13 protein-coding genes are annotated in these 18,514 nt (G+C 38.2%); all 13 read left to right on the forward strand.

Features of this window, described 5'->3' with window-relative positions:
- The first annotated feature begins 1,067 nt into the window (after positions 1-1,067).
- Positions 1,068-1,556, forward strand: a complete 489-nt coding sequence (tssB, locus tag Q4575_RS18440; RefSeq protein WP_215961888.1) for a type VI secretion system contractile sheath small subunit — start codon at positions 1,068-1,070, stop codon at positions 1,554-1,556.
- A 26-nt stretch (positions 1,557-1,582) separates the two neighbouring features.
- Positions 1,583-3,040, forward strand: coding sequence for a type VI secretion system contractile sheath large subunit (gene tssC / locus Q4575_RS18445; protein ID WP_215961887.1), 1,458 nt, complete (start codon positions 1,583-1,585; stop codon positions 3,038-3,040).
- Between the two features lie 90 nt (positions 3,041-3,130).
- Positions 3,131-3,676: a type VI secretion system tube protein TssD gene (tssD, locus tag Q4575_RS18450; RefSeq protein ID WP_215961886.1), complete on the forward strand. Its 546-nt coding sequence runs from the start codon at positions 3,131-3,133 to the stop codon at positions 3,674-3,676.
- A gap of 77 nt (positions 3,677-3,753) precedes the next feature.
- A complete protein-coding gene (locus tag Q4575_RS18455) occupies positions 3,754-4,461 on the forward strand; it encodes a type VI secretion lipoprotein TssJ (RefSeq protein WP_215961885.1) in 708 nt (235 codons plus the stop codon).
- 46 nt (positions 4,462-4,507) lie between these two features.
- The gene (tssK, locus tag Q4575_RS18460) at positions 4,508-5,899 is read left to right on the forward strand and encodes a type VI secretion system baseplate subunit TssK (RefSeq protein WP_215961884.1); all 1,392 of its coding nucleotides are present in this window, start codon (positions 4,508-4,510) and stop codon (positions 5,897-5,899) included.
- Positions 5,900-5,907: 8 nt separating this feature from the next.
- Entirely contained in the window at positions 5,908-6,567 is a 660-nt protein-coding gene (locus tag Q4575_RS18465) for a DotU family type IV/VI secretion system protein (protein WP_303523815.1), read from the forward strand.
- A 50-nt stretch (positions 6,568-6,617) separates the two neighbouring features.
- Positions 6,618-10,097, forward strand: coding sequence for a type VI secretion protein IcmF/TssM N-terminal domain-containing protein (locus tag Q4575_RS18470; protein ID WP_303523816.1), 3,480 nt, complete (start codon positions 6,618-6,620; stop codon positions 10,095-10,097).
- Positions 10,090-11,820, forward strand: a complete 1,731-nt coding sequence (tssC, locus tag Q4575_RS18475) for a type VI secretion system contractile sheath large subunit (RefSeq protein ID WP_303523818.1) — start codon at positions 10,090-10,092, stop codon at positions 11,818-11,820. The genes Q4575_RS18470 and tssC (Q4575_RS18475) overlap by 8 nt, the downstream gene beginning before the upstream one ends.
- A 15-nt stretch (positions 11,821-11,835) precedes the next feature.
- A complete protein-coding gene (gene tssD, locus Q4575_RS18480; protein ID WP_272181437.1) occupies positions 11,836-12,324 on the forward strand; it encodes a type VI secretion system tube protein TssD in 489 nt (162 codons plus the stop codon).
- A 5-nt stretch (positions 12,325-12,329) separates the two neighbouring features.
- Positions 12,330-12,752, forward strand: a complete 423-nt coding sequence (tssE, locus tag Q4575_RS18485) for a type VI secretion system baseplate subunit TssE (RefSeq protein WP_272181438.1) — start codon at positions 12,330-12,332, stop codon at positions 12,750-12,752.
- Positions 12,753-12,760: 8 nt separating this feature from the next.
- Entirely contained in the window at positions 12,761-14,479 is a 1,719-nt protein-coding gene (tssF, locus tag Q4575_RS18490; protein WP_215961878.1) for a type VI secretion system baseplate subunit TssF, read from the forward strand.
- Positions 14,443-15,462 (forward strand): type VI secretion system baseplate subunit TssG, encoded by a 1,020-nt coding sequence (gene tssG / locus Q4575_RS18495; protein ID WP_303523819.1) that lies wholly within the window; start codon positions 14,443-14,445, stop codon positions 15,460-15,462. The genes tssF and tssG overlap by 37 nt, the downstream gene beginning before the upstream one ends.
- Positions 15,463-15,510: 48 nt before the next feature.
- A complete protein-coding gene (locus Q4575_RS18500) occupies positions 15,511-18,513 on the forward strand; it encodes a type VI secretion system Vgr family protein (RefSeq protein ID WP_303523820.1) in 3,003 nt (1,000 codons plus the stop codon).
- Position 18,514: the final 1 nt, after the last annotated feature.

The raw sequence follows: 18,514 nt of genomic DNA on the forward strand, positions 1-18,514 counted from the left end.
TAGAATTTACTTTCACATTTATAAACGATTAGACTGTAAGTGCTGTTATTAGATCACAATTTAAAATGAAATGGTATAACCGAAATATTTGGCTTATTAAATTCGAATAGTGAAATGCATCTGTATTTAACAGGATTTACAAATTTTAGAAGTGGTCTGATGTATTTTACAATTGAATAGAATACTCATTTCGAAACAAAAGAGCGAACCAGATTGCTATACTGTGTTTTAGTAGGTTTTATAATATCCAGATTACTTTTCTATTTTATAACCATTTTTTATGTCGTGATAGTTTTTTATCCATAACTTAGACAAACCAATATTATCATTTTGTAATCCCATGTGTAAGTGGTCACTTACTTCAAAGGGTTTTGGTATTATGTTGTGTTTTGATATTTTGATGTTCTATCGTTCTATTTGGATTGCAGCTAACTCGCCATTTAGTAAATAAAATTAAGGTTACTATTGTCGTATTGTTTTGTCTGTATCCAATCCATCGTTTTTTAGCTGTGTTTTTTTATAGATTATTTTGTTATTAAAATTGAAGACTAATAAAAAGTTTAGACAATAAGCGTAGCTAGTAATTATTCGCAAAAAACACATACGGTTAAATTGTATTTAGTGGCGAACTGATGAATTAATCAGGTTTGTAGTAAAAGGTTCATTGATTAACTTTTGCTTTTTGACTAAATAAACTGTATCAATAACAACTATATATTTTTACTTCTCTATAGATGTCTAATAATCCTAGTTTGATTTAGAGTATTGGGTTTGACTTTTTTTTAACATCGACTAATTTTAGTCAACTGTGTAGTTGTTTTATATTTGTTCAATGCTGCACATTTGTCCTACACAAAGTGTTTAATTTTTGTCTGTTTAGAAAGTGATATAAAAGTTTACTAGTTTTTGGCTGGTTTTATGTTTGCAAAAATAGAACCATCAGATAACTAGAGTGTGGTTCATAAAGTAATTGGTTATAAGTTAGCTTTTCAGAACACCATTATGCTTTAACTGTATAAGTTGACTGTAAGAATAAAATAAAACTTCATAATGCGAAAGGATAAGATATGAGTAAGAAAAAGAGCGGTTCAGTAGCACCAAAGGAAAGGGTCAATATTTCATACAAACCCGCCGTAGGTGACGCAAATGCCCAAATAGAATTGCCTATGAAAATACTAGTAATGGGGCAATTTTCTTCTCAAGCTGATGATAAAGTCATGGAAGAAAGGGAGATTGTTAACATTAACAAGAATAACTTTGACGAAGTTATGGGATCGATGGATTTAGACATTAATTTTACAGTCCCTAATAAACTTTCCGATAATGACGAAGAATTATCAATAAACTTATCTCCTAAAAGCCTCAAAGATTTTACGCCAGACAAATTGGTTGAGTCAGTTCCAGAATTAAAGCAAATAATTGAATTAAGAAATGCATTAAAAGCATTAAAAGGCCCTTTAGGTAATGTACCTAAAATGCGTCGCACTATTCAAAATATGTTGGCTGATGAAAGCCAAAGAAGTCAACTTGTTAAAGAAGTTGGCGTTAAGAAATAATCAGCTAAGGATAAAAAGGTAGGAAAATGGCTAATACAGATGACGGAATTGTCGAAGTCACACTCGTAGAAGAAATTTTAGATTTTACAAAAATAAACCAGCAAGACGAAAGCTATCCTGTAGTAAAACAGGGTGTAGAAGCTTTTTTACAAGATGTACTTGCTAGAGAATCTGTTGAAAGTGTTCGTATTGATAAGTCACTAGTTGACACAATGATCGATGAATTGGATCAGCGTCTAAGTGCACAAATTGACGAAATACTTCATAACGAAGTTGTAAAGTCTATTGAAAAGCCTTGGGCGAGTTTAAACTTCTTATTAAATAGAACCGATTTTTCACAAAATATTAAGGTTCAAATTTTAAACGCTAGCAAAAACGACTTAGTTGACGATTTTGAAGATGCACCCGATATCACTCAGACTGGTTTGTATCGTAAGATCTATACAGATGAATACGGTCAATTTGGTGGTGAACCATTTGGTGTTGTAATAGGCGACTATGACTTTAATTATAAAGCTCCAGATGTTGAACTTCTTTCAAACATGGCATCGTTAAGTGCTATGACTCATGCGCCGTTTATAAGTGCAGCGAGTTGTGAGTTTTTTGGAGTCGATAAGTATGAAGAATTGCCAACATTAAAAGAAGTTGAATCAATCTTCGACGGCGCACAATATGCTAAATGGAACGGATTTAGAGAAAGTGATGATGCTCGATATGTTGGCTTAACACTTCCTAGTTTCATGTTGCGTCCAACCTATGGAGAAGACCTGGTTGTTCGCTCTTTTAATTATCAAGAAAAAGTTACATCGAAGGAAGATTATCTTTGGGGTAATGCTGCATATGCTTATGCAAGCCGATTAGCAGATAGTTTCGCACAATTTAGATGGTGTCCGAATATTATAGGACCTCAATCTGGTGGTGCAGTCGAAGACTTGGCTATAGACGTTGTTGATGTTGATGGCAGTGAAGAAGTTCGTGGCCCAGTTGAAGTTGTCATTTCAGATAGAAAAGAGTACGAATTGTCTGAACTGGGCTTTATTCCGTTGACGTTAAGAAAAGGTGGCGATCACGCTGTATTTTTCTCTTCAAACTCAGTTCAAAAAGCAATTAAATTTGGCAATGATGCCGAAGGTCAGATCGCTGAGTTAAATTATCGTTTAGGCACGCAACTTCCTTATTTGTTTATTGTTTGTCGTTTAGCGCATTATATTAAAGTGCTACAACGTGAAAACTTAGGTAGTTGGAAGACAAGGGCTGATCTTGAAACTGAACTTAATAAGTGGTTGAGAAGGTATGTTGCAGATCAAGAGAATCCATCTCCAGCAACTAGAAGTGCTCGCCCTTTAAGAAAAGCCGAATTGGTGGTTTCTGAAGATAAAAGTGATGCAGGTTGGTTCTCTGTAGCATTAAGCGTTACACCACACTTCAAGTTTATGGGGGCTAATTTTACATTATCCTTAGCAGGGTCATTAGAGAAAGCTTAACAACCTTGGTGAAGTCCACATACCAGTGAACTTCACCGATAAATTTATTTAACATGGTGATATACCACCTATTGATAGGGAACTTTGATTATGCCAAACGAAATTTTTGTGACGATAGAAGATGCTGAAGGGAATAACCTGACAGAAGGTGCTTCGTCTAAAGAAAGTATAGCTTCATACTATAAAGAAGAGCATTTAGATAAGATATTTGCCCAGGCTTTTGAGCAAAAAAGTGTTTTACCGATAGATCCAAGAAATGGTCAAGTTACTGGGGTCAGAAGGCATGAATACTTTGAAATAACAAAATTGATTGATAAAAGTAGTCCAATATTGGCGCAACTATTGTCTCAACCTACAGACTTGAATATCCATATTGAATTTTATCGTTCACCTGATGAAACAAGTGGTGGTGAGCCTGTACGTTACTATCAAATTAAAGTAGCAGAAGCGAAACTGATAAGCCTTTCTACAGTGTCGCCTAATGCAATGGATCCTAGCAATGATAATTATATGGCTACAGAAAAATTGCAGTTTAGTTTTAATGCAATAGCATGGAAACATGACATTTGCGGAACTGAATGTGTAGATTCATCGTCAAATGGTGAAAATACAGAATTAGTCGCATTTGACGATTAAGAAAGCGGAACCAGCAATAGTAACTTCTATTGCTGGTTCTAAATGTGTTAAAGCGATTAAAACGATAAAATGACAAAATGCAAAATAAAGCCATATTTTCTATTTTTTTTATATATGTACTTTTCCTAACCGGCTGTGCAACGCCACTTCCTGAATGGAAAGGTACAATAGAGGAACATCCTCCACTGACAATCGACGATCCACAAATTGAAGGCAATAATTTGATTTGGCAGTGGCACACAAATAAATGGCATTATCGGGGCAACGCCGAAATTGTTGATGCCTATGAAACTTGGGATTATGATCCCGCAGCGATAGTCTTCCGTTTTCAAACACCACCACAACTGAATTTATACGTTGGAAAACCGCATAGTTTGTACTTAAAAGTTTTTCAACTGTCTGACCTAAAAGTATTTAAAGATATAGCGAGTACGCCTGCAGGAATTAGAGAGCTACTTACTAGTAAGAAAGAAGATATTGATACGAGTATCGTTGCTTCTTCAGACTTAACTATTTCACCAAGTAGTAATGAAGTGATAACGGTAGATAGATTTAAAGAAACAAAATTTGTAGCGGTTGTTGCTGGTTATTATCAACTGCAGACGGAAGATAGTGTTCAAATATTTGAAATCCCTTCTGTTGCCAATCGAACCGAGTATTCCGCGTCTACAATTAGTAATCTGAACCCATTTTCTGAACCTGGTATTTCAGAGGCAGCTAGAATTAAGGCCTGGGTTGATTTAGGCGTAACAAAAATATCTAGAGTGCAAATGCTCGCTCAATAATAATAATTTATGCCGTCAGACATATAAACGAGTAAAGGATAACTTAGTGAATTTCAATAAACCATTATTTTGGCATCAGGGACTCTTCCTTCAGCCTCAACACTTTCAATATCAGTCTTTGCATTCGCAACAAGCTGTATATCAACTTTACGGTATAAATAACCCATTCCCGTGGGGCGTTTCGAATATGCATCTTGACAGTCAAGCACTTAATAGGGGCTTTGTAGAGCTAAATACTCTTGATGTATTGTACGAAGATGGTTCATTAGTTTCGTTTCCTGAAAATGCGTTAATTGCGCCTCGCAGTTTTGAAAGCCACTGGCAAGATCGTACCAAAGGCATAATCGTTTTAGCAGTAATTTCAAAGCTCAGTGATAGTAGAAGTAATGTTACTCAGGTTCCAAGTTATGATAATAGCCAAATTATCTCTACCCGTTACGTGTCAAGTATCGAGGGTGAATCGATTAAAGATGTCCATCAAGGCGACCAGTCAGTTACTGTTAAAACGATGAAATATGTCGTTAGGTTAATATTTGAGGACGAAATTGAACAGTTTTCAGATTGTTTAATTATGCCAATAACTAAGCTTGAAGAAATTGAAGACGTCGTGATGTTCAGTAAAGAGTTCATTCCAGCTTCCGTTTGCATCAATGCGTCTTCTATTATGATGGATCAACTTAAAGAGATTAGAGACGAGTTACTCGGGCGTTCTAAACAACTGGAAAATTATAAAAATACTTCTACTTCAAGAAGTGCCGAGTTTAATCCGGTTTCAGAACGTTACCGTAGTGCGTTAAGAGTGATTGCTCGATATGCCCCAATGTTAAATCATTACTTAGAACACCCATCGATTACGCCATTTGAAATGTTTGGCCATATTCGAGCATTAATAGGTGAATTATCAACATTTTCTGCACGCTACAGTATATTAGGTGAATCATTAGACGGAACCGTTTCGACGATTAAGTATAATCACCGTGAGTTATTCCAGTCATTTGAGAAAACGAAGGCCTTGTTAGTCAGCTTATTGGATGAGTTAACAGTAAGTCCAGAGCTTTTGGTACGATTGGAAAAACAAGACGACGGGTCATATAACTGTAAGTTACCAAGCGAATTTTTTGTTAGACAGCATAGTATGTACTTGCTGTTAGAAAGTAATCTAGCGGCGAATGACTATATCAGTTCGTTTAAAAATTATGCGAAACTTGGGGCGAAATCCCATGTTGAACGCTACGTACAAAGCGCAATACCAGGGGTTGAGTTCACTCATTTGGATGAACAACCAACAGGATTAGAACAACGTCCTAAAGTGACCTACTTTACAATTGATCGAACCAGCAGTAAATGGAAGGCAATTGAAGAAGAAGGAATGTTTGCAGTACATTGGGACGATGCCCCGGACGATTTGATTATTGAAATGGTTTTGGTAAGAGGTTAGGGAGCGACATGAGATTAGTTGACTGCTTTATTGGAAGTTTAAGTTATACCATGCAGGTTGTTGAACATGCAGAAATCGACAAAGAAAATAGTTATGATTCTGTGCGTTCACACATTACTAGCCAGTTAGATAGTTTACTGGGTTTTGCACTAGACGGGGGTTATACCAAATCTCAATACCAGTCGGCACTTTTTGCTGTTGTAACTTTTATAGATGAAAAACTCATCGCTTCAAAGTGGGAACATAGGAAGGTTTGGGGGCGAAATTTACTGCAACGTTTCTATTTTGATACAACCCAAGGTGGTGTTGAGTTTTTTACAAAGTTAGATGGACTAAATCCATTTAACCCTGCAGAGCGGGATATAAGAGAAGTATATTATTACTGTTTAACACTCGGATTCACCGGGAAGTTTTATGATTCAGGACTTCAGTCACAACTTGATTCAATAAAGTACGACAATTACAAATTGTTAGCTGATGAGTTGAATGATGAAGCCACGTTGTTTCCAGGAGCTTATTCTAAGAAAAAGGTTGAAGGGAAGATACACGTTAAAAAAGACTTTTCTCCGCTAGTTTATGGTGGACCTATTTTAATCGTAGCTTTCGCTTACTTTTTCTTTAAAAAAGATCTGGTTGGTTTGGCGAACTTTTTAGTTATCTCAATATGATAACTACCTCTTAAAATTAACAAAATTATGAGTCAGCCGTGAAAATTTTTTTGAAAATATTATTATACATATTGATTTGGTTAGTCATTTCAGGCTTAGTGATTGGCGGAGCTGTTTTAGCTGGTGAAGAGCTGATGACGGGCGTGAATTACGCAATTGGCGTGTTTGTCGCTTGGTTATTATTTTTGCTTATTCGCAAAGGTATTTTGTATTACAGAGCAAAACAACAGGTTGAAGGACTGGTTAATGTTGAAGAGGGTGAAAAAAAATCAGCCTTCTCATTTAACTTCTCGTTTGAGAAAACGCTGCTAGAGAAAAATTTCTCTCAAATGACCAAACTGTTGCGCCAGAGCTATCTAAAAGTTCATGGCGATCCAATGTACGTTTTGCCTTGGTATTTAGTTATAGGCCAAAACGGAAGTGGTAAGTCATTTTTACTAAATGAAGCCAACCTATCTTCACCAACCATAGATTTACAAGGGTTGGACAAAACTGAGCAAGATATAAATTGGAAACTATTTAATCAAGGTATCGCACTTGATGTTCCAAGTAGTTATATTAATTCTACCGACGATAATAAAAATAACCCTAAGTGGCATCTGTTATTAGAATTGTTACGCAAACAGCGTCCTAAAGAACCTATAAATGGTGTTGTTGTTACTTTAACGATGGAAGATTTGCTTGGTGAGAAAAGCCAGCAACTTATCGAAAAGGCAATTGAGTCACGCCGAGCAATCGAACAATTGATGCAACAACTCAGTGTTGTTGTGCCAGTTTATGTTGTTATAACTCATACAGACAAAATGCCAGGTTTTAATGATTGGGTTGAGACGTTGCCTGGAGCTAAACTAAACCAACCGATTGGCGAGGTTAATAACGATGGCTTAACAGCGGCAAATTTTGTTGGTCACACTGTCGGTGAGCTCGCAGAGCGAATTAAGCAATTAATGCTTAATGCGATAAAAGACAGTACTGTCACTCCGGAATTACTGCTTTTACCTAGCCAGTTTGAAAAATTGGAAAGACACCTTTCAATCTTTTGTGGTTCTTTGTTTCAAAACAACCCATATCAAAAAACACCTAACTTTAGGTCACTTTATTTTACTGCGGCCGACGACAACACTAGAATGGTTTCTGGTCGCAGAGGCCTGTTTAGCCAAATACTGCTTAGCAAAATATTGCCGGGCGAACGAGATATGGTTAGCTCAATCGGTCGTTCAGAACGTATTGTTAGAAGCCGGATTTTTGGTAAGTCATTGGCGTGGAATGCAACATTAGCTGCTGTATTAGTAGCATTATATTTTAGCTATTCGACTGATTCAGAAATACTTGATACGTCAGTATCTAAGTATGCGGGAAGTTTTGAAGAGTCAGTGCAACTTTCAGCAAACGTAAGGTCACTATACGATTTTCGAGATATGGTTTCACGTCTAGAGGAGCACTCATGGACACCTTGGATGGGCTATTCTGAAACACCTGATTTTATTGTTAAACTACAAGGTTTGTTCTCAGAACGAGTTAATGCTCGAATTGTAGAAAAAACCGATCAATTTTTTGTTCGAGAACTCTCAAAAAGGTTTGTTCAAGACAGTGATATTTCTGAAGAAAAGATTGTTGCTTTTATTAGTACGTTGGTCCGAAGAATCAACATAATTGATGCCTATCTTGAAGGTTCAGATATGGAGTCATTACCGCCACCATATAGTGTGTCAGATGCTGACTTTTTTGGTATTCAAGATCCAAATATCGTCGCTCAACTTAATACCCTATATTTACAATCGTTGAATTGGTCGACTAATCGCGCTGACATAGAACAAGAAGCAAAGTTAATGGACGAGCAACTAAATGATATTTTGCTAAAAAGTAAAGATCTCGCCAAGTGGTTAATACCATGGGCAAATAAGGTAGCAAGCACTGCTGAAATTAAAGTATCTGATTATTGGAGTGTTGGTACCGGAGCTATGACGTTTGATTCGGTAGTCAACGGTGCATATACGGTTGAAGGTAAAGAAACCATTGACCAGTTTATTGCGCAGATTAGGCAGACTCAACGATATGACGACATATTAGACGACATATTACCTGGATTTGAACAAGAATATAAAAAGCAGTACTTAGAAAATTGGGAGCGATTTTCTAAGAACTTTAGCAAAGGGACAGAGAAACTAAATAGTAGAAATGAATGGCTAATGGTTGTTAATAATTTATCAACGGGCCGTAATTTATACTTTAATGCACTTAATTTAGTTAATGAACAAATTGCACCATACAAAGACGATGTCGATCTGCCAGAGTGGGCAACGATGGTTTTCTATTACGAAGATATGAGTGCGTTTGCGCCTGAGCAAAAGACCGATGGTGCTCAGAATAAAATGTTAACTAAAATGGCACTTAAGATTGTTGGTAAAGCTGGTCCGCTTGGTAAAGCATTGTCGAAAGCTGGAAAAAAGGGCATGAAAACCCAGAAGAAAATGGCAAAAGGCGCTTCTGGACCTTCACCTGATGAACGACAAATGCAATTAGAAGAAGCAGGCAAACTTCTTGGTGAATATAGAGAGTCGTTAGGGAGTTTTGTATATAGCGCTGAAATGCGCTCAGTATCACATGCTGCGATTAGTAGTTTATTTTCTTCACCGGATAACCCTGCCGTGGGTGACGGAAGTCTAGCCAGTGTGTATAGCAGCCTCAAGAAACTTCAGGCAATTGTTGGCAAAGAAACCCCAAGCAACTCTGCGTTCTGGGCACTCTATGGCGGTGCTATCGAACTTATGCAAGATTACATGTTAAATGAATCTTCTTGTAAAGTTCAGGATGTTTGGGAGCAAGAGTTCTTAACGAATATCGATGGTGTCCCTAACTACAAAGTGCCAAATATGGTCTTTGGAGAACAAGGAATGCTATGGTCGTTTCTCGATTTACAATTGGCTCCTTTTGTAGCTAAACGACTAGGCGCAGGCTTTGTCGCTAAAGATGTAGATAAAGTTAAATACCCGCTTAATCCAAGCTTTTTAGAGTTTGCTGCAAAGGCTGATGATGCTCGGAAATCCAAGCAAGAGTTCTATCCTGTAAACTTAGCGACATTACCAACAGGCACTAATTTGGACGCAAAATATCATGTAAGCAAAACGGAATTAGAATTACTATGCGCTGAAGGTTCAACTATTTTGGTTAATCAAAATTTTGCTAATAGCCAAATGTTTAAGTGGGGGGAAAGTTGCAGCGAAGTTAAGCTTAGAATTAATATAGGTCGGTTTGTATTGGAAAAACGGTATGAAGGTGAACTTGGTTTCCCTAACTTTTTGGCAGACTTTAAAACTGGTCAAAAAAGGTTTACGGCCGGAGACTTTCCTGAATTAGCCGATAGGTTAAGAGAGGCCGGTGTTAGCTATGTGGACCTGCAATACACTATGTCTGGGCAGAATGCATTGCTAGAAGCGCTTGACCGTAAGCAACTAGAAATTCCTAGAACGATTTCAAGTTGCTGGAACACAGGTGTGCTTACTGCAGCGGTATTAACTGAACATGAGTGATTTAATATCATCCCCTTCATGGGATCGGATGGAGTTTACCTATCAGTCTGCTGATAGTGGTGAAGACGTGTCTTTACCACTAAAGCTATTAATTCTTGGAGACTTTAGCGGGCAATTCCAAAAAGACTTTGATGATGCAACCCAAATTGATTCGAGAAGCTTTAACCAAGTTCTCGCGGCAATGGATGTCGAAGTTTCTTTTGAATTAGCGGTCGACCTTGATAATAATCGCGTCACCTATATTGATATAGATGTATCCATTGCGCGAATCTCTGATTTCGAGCCTGAAAGTCTATTGATGTCAGTTGATTACCTTTATCAGCATGTAGCGTTGATTAAGAAATTGAAACTATGTCTTAATCAAGCGACATTAAACAATGTGGTGCTAGATGAAAAAGAGCAGGCTTTATTAGCTCATTGCGGCATCGATTATGCGGTGTCGAGTTTTGACGAATTGCCATTTATTCTATTTGATATAAATGAGCACCTGCATGAAATACTGTCACAGGTTATTCAAAACGAACAGTTCCAAAAACTCGAATCGATATGGCGAAACCTATATCGCCTAGTTTTTTCTGAAGAGCTGGCAGAAAGTTGCGTTATCGAAATACTCGACATAAGTAAGGCGTCTTTAGAAGAGGATTTTGAAGCCAATAGAGAAATACAAGATACAGTATTGTATGATGCCGTTTATCTAAAAGAGTATGCTCAATACGGTGGTCAGCCTTATAGTGCAATTATTGCTGATTACTATTTTTCTGCGGGTAGTCAAGACTTACAGCTTCTCAAAAATATCGCGAAGGTATGTAGACTAGCTCATGCGCCATTTATCGCAGGTGCTTCACCTAAATTTTTCAATGAAGAGGATTTTAGTCAATTAGAGATTATCAGTGACATCCCTGAGTTGATGTCTTCACCTCGATACATTAAGTGGCGATCATTTCAAAAAACATTAGATTCAGCATATATTGGTTTAGCATTACCACGAGTTAAGCTCCGAGAGGCTTATAAACTTGGAGCCGGAGAAATTGACGCAATTCCATACTCAGAAAGCGTGGCAGAGAATGTAAACCAAAATTTGTTAGGAAATGCCTCGTTTGCTTTTGCAAAATGCCTGATTAATAGTTTCGCTAAATATGCCGTTTGCACTGACTTAACGGGTCACGTCGGTGGTAGTGTTGATATGTACCACTCAACCGATACGTCTAAGCAGTTATTTCCAAACTACATGATTGAAGCCATGATTTCTGAGCGGCAGTTGATGGATTTGGCGAATGTAGGCTTTTTAACGCTGGCTTACAATAAAGCCCAACAGAATTTATTCTTTACCTCTTCAGCGTCAGTTCGGTGGGGGAATTTCTCGGCTCATAAATCACTAGATCCAAGTGAAAATTTTAGTTCTCAAGTGGAAGCACAACTCCCTTATATATTTATCGTTTCAAGAATCGTGCACTATTTGAAGGTAGTGCAAAGGGAGTCAATTGGGGTCCAGAAAAGTTTGATCCAAGTACAAACAGAACTAAACAAATGGTTAAAACGTTATGTGTCAGACGTTGAAAATCCTGCAGAGGCAATTCGAGCTCGAAAGCCACTAAAAAAAGCTGAAGTTGTTTTATCTGCACCAGATATTAATGGTGAACAATCTTTAGACCTAACGATCGTGCCTCATTTACGATTTATGGGTAAAGACTTCAGTTTAAGTCTCACGATGAACGTAGATTAAGCAAAGGAAATCGACATGGCAATGATTGGATTTTTAACTCTACGAGGTGATATTCAAGGGGTTATAGAAGGGAGTTCACGTTACGAAGGTAACGAGACGGAGATTGAAGTATTAAAATTTGATCACCAAATAGAAATCCCCCGTTCCGCTAATAATCAGGTATCTTCAGGGCAGATTGTTCATAGAGGTATACAGATTAATAAGTTGGTGGACAAAAGCACCCCTAAATTGGCGCAAGCCCTTGATAACAGAGAAGTCCTCAGTGAAGTAGTGTTAAGTTGGTATGTCCATACGACAGTAGGTGACCGAGAATTAATGTATCGTATTAAATTGGAAAACGCACTGTTGACCAAAATAGAGACTTGGTCGCCACATCTATACGATACCCAGCATGACGGATATCGTTTAATGGAAAATTTGACCATTAGTTACGAAAAAATAATATGGAGTTATGGCAGCGACGGCGACGTGGAATACGAAACCCAAGCGAAAGGAGCCGACTAAATATTATGAGTCATCTACGATTATTTGAACGACTAGCTTCCCTTGATTTAGAAAGTGAACAAAGAGCGAATACTAAACGGATCTCTGTAAAAAGTTCGATTTTGAATCATCTGGAAAAGTTGTTTAATACCCCGTTAGGGTCAGTCGAAGTTGACCAAGAATATGGTTTGTTAGGTGATGCGACCCAAGTTATTGGTAACAGACCACCAGATCCGCAACTGATAGTAAAAAGAATGTTGGCTCAAATCCATCAATATGAACCGCGATTAACAAAGCCTTTGATTAAAATGCAAATTAACGAGGAAGATAATTTGTTAGTTAGGTTTGAGATCAGTGGCTCTATTTTTCAAGATGCAGAAGTGACTGACATCACATTTACTGGCGCCGTGTTAGCTAACGGCAATTTACAATTTGATAGCGTCAACTAGGATGTGTTGTGTTAACTAATTATTACAAACAAGAATTGAGGCTATTGAAGTCAATAGCAAAGGACTTCTCACGCGACAACCCTGCACTTACTCGGGCATTGACTGGTGCGAACGCTGATCCTGATGCGACACTTATTTTAGAAGGTGTGGCATTTTTAACCGCAAATATTCGCCAGGAACTCGACAGCCAGTTTCCAAAGTTTTTACACAGTTTGGCGCAATTAGTCTGTCCACAATATATTCGCCCAATGCCAAGCGCCACAATGATCGCTTTTAAACCTAAGCCAAGTTTAGCAAAACCACTTGCGGTGAATGCGGGGACTTACATTGATTCAAAAGAAAGTGACTTAGGAAGCTGTCGATTTAAAACGGTCGACAAAATAGAAATATTACCAATAAACCTAATTGACGTTGTTGAAAAAAGTCGTGACGGCGATTTGAATTTTAGTTTGCAATTCGAGTTAATAAACACAACCCTTGATCAGCAGCCATTTGATAAGATAAGACTTTATATAGGTGGTGAATACGAAGAAGCATGTGATTTATATTACCTGCTCGTTAATCAAATTAAAGAAGTAACAATGTCCTCTAGTGGTGATATTTCATTGCCTGTTGACGTTGTGCAACCTGGTGGAATAGAAAACCAAACCAGTATTTATCCTCAACCTCCTGGGTTGATGCCTGCATATGATTTACTTCAAACTTACTTCCTATTTCCTGAAAAGTTTTTGTTTATTGATATCGACTTGTCTCAATGGCGGGACCGTGGGGCTGGCACCCGGTTTAGTATTAATATTTCGATGCGTAAGGCGAATATAGAGTTACCAAAATTATCAAAAGAGCATTTTTGGCTAAACGTAACACCAGCTGTTAATTTATTTGAAGCCGAATCCCATTCGGTACTGATTTCTCCTACTGAAAATGAGTATCAGTTGTTACCAAATACCGGCTCTAATAAAGCGAATCATGAAATATATGCAGTTGAGCAAGTGGAGAGTAATGCCCGCGGGGTAGAGCAATCTAGAGAATATCAATTGTTCGGGGGTCATCAGGTCAATACCAGCACTCAATCTGTTTATGAACTGGTATATAAAAATATTCATAAGCCATCAGTCGATACGTATATTAAACTTGCATTTGATCCAAATACACCGATTGCCAATAACGAAATACTAAAAGCTAAACTCACCTGCAGTAATGGCAATCAAGCTGACAAATTACATACTGGGGACATCGGTGTAGCAACCTCAAATACTCCAGAGCTAGCGACCTTTAAAAATATTACATCACCGACAACAAGTCGAAAAATTCCATTAGACGGTGATATGCTTTGGCAGTTGATCTCACATTTATCATTAAACTACCTATCAATCACCGACAGCTCTACATTAAAATCAATTTTACAGCAGTACATTTCACCAGACGCAAAGGCAAAAAGTCAGCGTTTGTTAAATGAAAAGAAAATAGAAGCGATTACAGAAGTTAAAATTAAGCGGGAAGAACGACTCTTTAACAATGCGTTTGTACATGGTCAGAATATTATGGTGACCGTAAAACCCGAAAACTTTGCAAGCCTCGGTGATCGCTTTTTGTTCGGCTCTATTCTTGATAAATTTTTTGCTAGTACTGCGGCTATTAACGTTTATAGCGAATTTGTAATGGAAGACTTTTTTAGTGGGGAGGTGATCAAGTGGCCAGCACAATTAGGCAAACGAGCCCTTCAGTAGAAGAGCGAATTTTAACGTCACCAAAATCATTTACCTTCGAACGATTGCTAACTAATTTATATGCAATTGTGAAGGCAAGTGGTGAAGATCCGCTAAAAAAAATACGAGTACGTCCAGCACTTTCAATGCAAATTAGTCGAAGTGAGATTGTTTCGGTTACAAAAAATTCATATGGAGAATTTGAAGTTGTAACCAATATACTTGGCTTGTACGGTTCGTCATCTCCATTGCCTAGCTTCTATACCGAAGAATTATTGCAATTTGAGCAAGAAGAGCAAACTACAGCTCGGCAGTTTTTAGACATAGTTCATCAGCGGTTATATCAACTATTTGCCTTAGCACAGAAAAAGTACAACGCGGTTAGTCAGGTTGTCGAATTTCAAAAGCGTGACTTTAGTCAGTTGCTTCATCACTTAATCGGCACTAGTGATGTTAGCTTGCAACAAAAATTAATAACCCCGGACATGCTGTTAAAGTTCTCGGGGCTACTGGCAAGTAAGCAACGTTCCGCTCAAGGGTTAAAGTCGTTACTTGAAACTTATTTAGCTGAGTTAAAAGTGGATGTGTCTGTAGAACAATATGTCGAACGACAAGTGATAGTGCCTCTTCAACATTTATCTTCACTCGGTGTTAATTCATGTGAATTGGGATGTTCGGCATTGGTCGGCGATAAAGTGATAGATAATAGCTCGAAAATAATTATTCATTTGGGACCTTTGTCACAGGGCACATTTGAGCAGCTAGTTAATAATAAAAATCGCTGGCAGGCCTTTATTGCGTTAGTAAAAACGTATATTGATAGACCTCTTGAAGTCGACATCAAAATAGGGTTGATTACAAAGGCGGCCAAAGGTATCCGTTTAGGTGAAAAGCAATGGGGGCAATTAGGATACGACACGTGGCTATTGCAAGAACAAGATCATACAGATGGTAAGAAAGACGGTGTTGAAGATGTGTTAGTGACAACCCTCAATTTGCTATAAATTTACTATTATTGTGGTTTAGCGTTTTAGGTTTTTAGGAGTTAAGCAGTGGACAATACAATAGCGTTTTCATTCGAACACAATGCTCTGTCTCCAGACGACAAGGTTCAAGTGTTGTCTTTTAAAGGGACAGAAGGTATTTCTCGTCTATATGAGTTTGAAATTGAGTTATTGTCTGTCAATCCCGATATTGATATCGACAAGATTCTTGAGACACAAGCGTCGTTGACCATTACTTTGGGTAACGAAGAAAGAGTCATCCAAGGAATAATTTCCCATTGTGATGCAGTTTCTCAGGTTAACAACCAGACACTATATAAAGCCAAATTGGTGCCGAAACTTTGGGAATTATCACTGTTTCACACGAATGAAATCTATTTAGATCAAAATATTAAAGAAATAATAGAAATGGTACTCCAAGAGGCTGGATTTACCACGCAAGATTACGACCTTTCGGGCTTACAAGGTAATTATCGAAATTGGGCTTATAAGTGTCAGTATAATGAAAGCCACCTAGAATTTATTTCTAGATTAATGGAACGCGATGGCATTTATTATTATTTCACCCAGGGTGAAATAGGTGAAAAGTTAGTGTTCTGTGATTCATTGCAAACGCAGGAAGATATTACAAACAGTGATGTAACTTATAGTCCAAACGCCTCATTAGAAATAAACGCTTTAGCAAATACAATCACTAGTTTTATCAATCAAAAGAAACGATTACCCCACAAAGTATTATTGAAAGATTACAACGATGATAAACCCTCGGTCGATATCAAAGGCGAGTTTATCGTTGATGAATCTGCTAATCCATCGAGTGAGATTTATGTGTGGGGACAAAATATACAAACCCCTGAAGAAGGTGGTCAACTTGCTCAAATTCGAGCCGAAGAAATTAGTAGCACAAAGTCGGTGTATTATGGTGAAAGTACCGTTATTAGATTGATATCAGGGCATCAATTTACGCTTGAAGGGCATTTTAGAACGAGTTGTAATCAAGATTATTTACTGCTTAACATTGAACACGAAGCAAAGAACCCAAGTCTATTGCACTACGCAGACGGAGACATAGGTGAAGCCGTCGTATATCAAAATACGTTTTCCGCAATTCCGGCCGACATTCAATATCGGAGCAGTCAAGTTACTACTAAGCCAGAAATTCATGGCACATTAAACGCCTTTGTTGATGCGGAAGGTGATGGTCATTATGCCGAATTAGACGAAGAAGGCCGCTACCGAGTTACGTTACCTTTTGACCGGTTGAATCGTGACGGCGGAAAATCGTCCCATTGGATCCGAATGAGTCAACCCTATGGTGGCGAGGGACAAGGTATGAGTTTCCCTTTGAGAAAGGGTACTGAAGTATTGCTCACGTTTATTGGTGGCGATCCTGACCGACCTGTTATCGCGGGCACTGTGCCAAATGCCTCACAACCAAGTATTACGACAGCGGATAACCAAACCAACAGCTTAATTAAAACGGGCTCTGGTAATAAAATTGAACTGGAAGATCAAGACGGTAAAAACCGCATTAAATTACAAACCGGAGACAACAAAACCTATATGCATTTAGGTGCGCCCAACCACGCCGGCGATGGCTGGGTATTGATGACGACGGGAATGGAGCGTAAAGAAGTCAAAGGTGGCTACCAGAGCTTTGTTAGTGTTAGTAATTACTATTTTGAAGATGGGTCAGGTACGGTAGTTAATATTAGTGACCAGGACAGCAATAGCGCGAATGCTTCGCTTGATGCCGCTTCAGGTTCAAACACTGAAAGTGGTTCGTTAAAATCAGGCAATGATATTGTTGATGAACAAGCTGTTTTTACTTTCAAATTTAAAAAGTTAATTGAAGAAATCGAAGGTGAAAAAGTAACTGGTTATTCAACCGATGGCAAAACGGCGACTTCTTCTGGGGATTTACCAAGTCATTTTCTAAACCTACCATCTACTTTCCCAGAAGATGGCGCGATGACTCGAGAAGATGAATTGGCCGGTAACTTTGTTATCGAACGTCGAATTGGCGAGCGCTATGTTTGGTCTTCAGGAAATGAATATATTTATGGCGCTGACAAGATATTTGATTTCGGTAATAGTTGGGACGAATTTCATATTAATGAAGATGGCATTGATGACAATGAAGAGTATTTTGGTGCAGACATGTCGGCAATTTCAAATGCGTTAAATACCGATCCAGATCACTTAGCAGACGGTACTACCGGTTTGTATAACTGGGGCGATGAAACTCGCGCAATCGACCCAGAAAATCAAATAGTTGAGATGAAGTGGGGGGATGAATATGAATACCACCATGGTCGTCGATTTGAATGGTGTAGTGATCCAGCTGATTACGCATTCGGTAATGGTTATGTTGAAAGTTTAATTAATTCCAATACAGAAACTATTAATGCAACGCATGCTCATGATAAAGCCTCTCCAGGTGGGCCGAGATATGGAGATATCACTTCTAAGCATTATGGTTTTACTCTATCAAGAGGCACAACCTCTGCGAGCAAGGAAATTGGCAATTCTTATAACTATAAAAATGGCGATGACATTTCAATAACTGTGGGTAATTCAGATTCTGAGACTTACGGCAATGCAGCGAGCTACACAGATGGAGATACGTATGATGTCGTTATGGGGAATAGTTACACCAAACAATGGGGCAGGGATGACACATTTTTTATGGGCGGGACTAGTGAATTCAAATTCGCAGCTTCGTCGACAATGTCTTTAGCGGCAACAAGCGATCTATTTTTAGGGCTTAAAAATGATATTTGTATTGCTGCACGATTCTCTCTTGATGTAGCTGCATGCACCGACGTTGTTACTGGACTGAGGGCTGACATTAGTGCTGGTATTAGGGCCGAAATTAGCTTGACTGCAGCAACTGAATTTGATGCTGTACAAATAAAAACAAAGCTAACAGAATTAAAAAACTCAGTTTCTAATCTAAGTACTACGGCGACAAAAATTGAGACTGCAGGTGCGGGAATCAAAACTGCTGGCGCCTATATTGGCTCAGGCCTTATAAGATTATTGAGTTAGA

Origin of the sequence: Psychrosphaera sp. 1_MG-2023 (assembly GCF_030548245.1) — a bacterium.
Taxonomy (GTDB): domain Bacteria; phylum Pseudomonadota; class Gammaproteobacteria; order Enterobacterales; family Alteromonadaceae; genus Psychrosphaera; species Psychrosphaera algicola.

Excerpts from the sequence above, each read along its gene's own strand:
- tssC (WP_303523818.1), top strand. The coding sequence starts at position 10,090 with ATGAGTGATTTAATATCATCCCCTTCATGGGATCGGATGGAGTTTACC.
- tssE (WP_272181438.1), top strand. The coding sequence starts at position 12,330 with ATGAGTCATCTACGATTATTTGAACGACTAGCTTCCCTTGATTTAGAA.
- tssD (WP_215961886.1), top strand. The coding sequence starts at position 3,131 with ATGCCAAACGAAATTTTTGTGACGATAGAAGATGCTGAAGGGAATAAC.
- tssD (WP_272181437.1), top strand. The coding sequence starts at position 11,836 with ATGGCAATGATTGGATTTTTAACTCTACGAGGTGATATTCAAGGGGTT.
- tssB (WP_215961888.1), top strand. The coding sequence starts at position 1,068 with ATGAGTAAGAAAAAGAGCGGTTCAGTAGCACCAAAGGAAAGGGTCAAT.
- tssC (WP_215961887.1), top strand. The coding sequence starts at position 1,583 with ATGGCTAATACAGATGACGGAATTGTCGAAGTCACACTCGTAGAAGAA.
- Q4575_RS18455 (WP_215961885.1), top strand. The coding sequence starts at position 3,754 with ATGCAAAATAAAGCCATATTTTCTATTTTTTTTATATATGTACTTTTC.
- Q4575_RS18465 (WP_303523815.1), top strand. The coding sequence starts at position 5,908 with ATGAGATTAGTTGACTGCTTTATTGGAAGTTTAAGTTATACCATGCAG.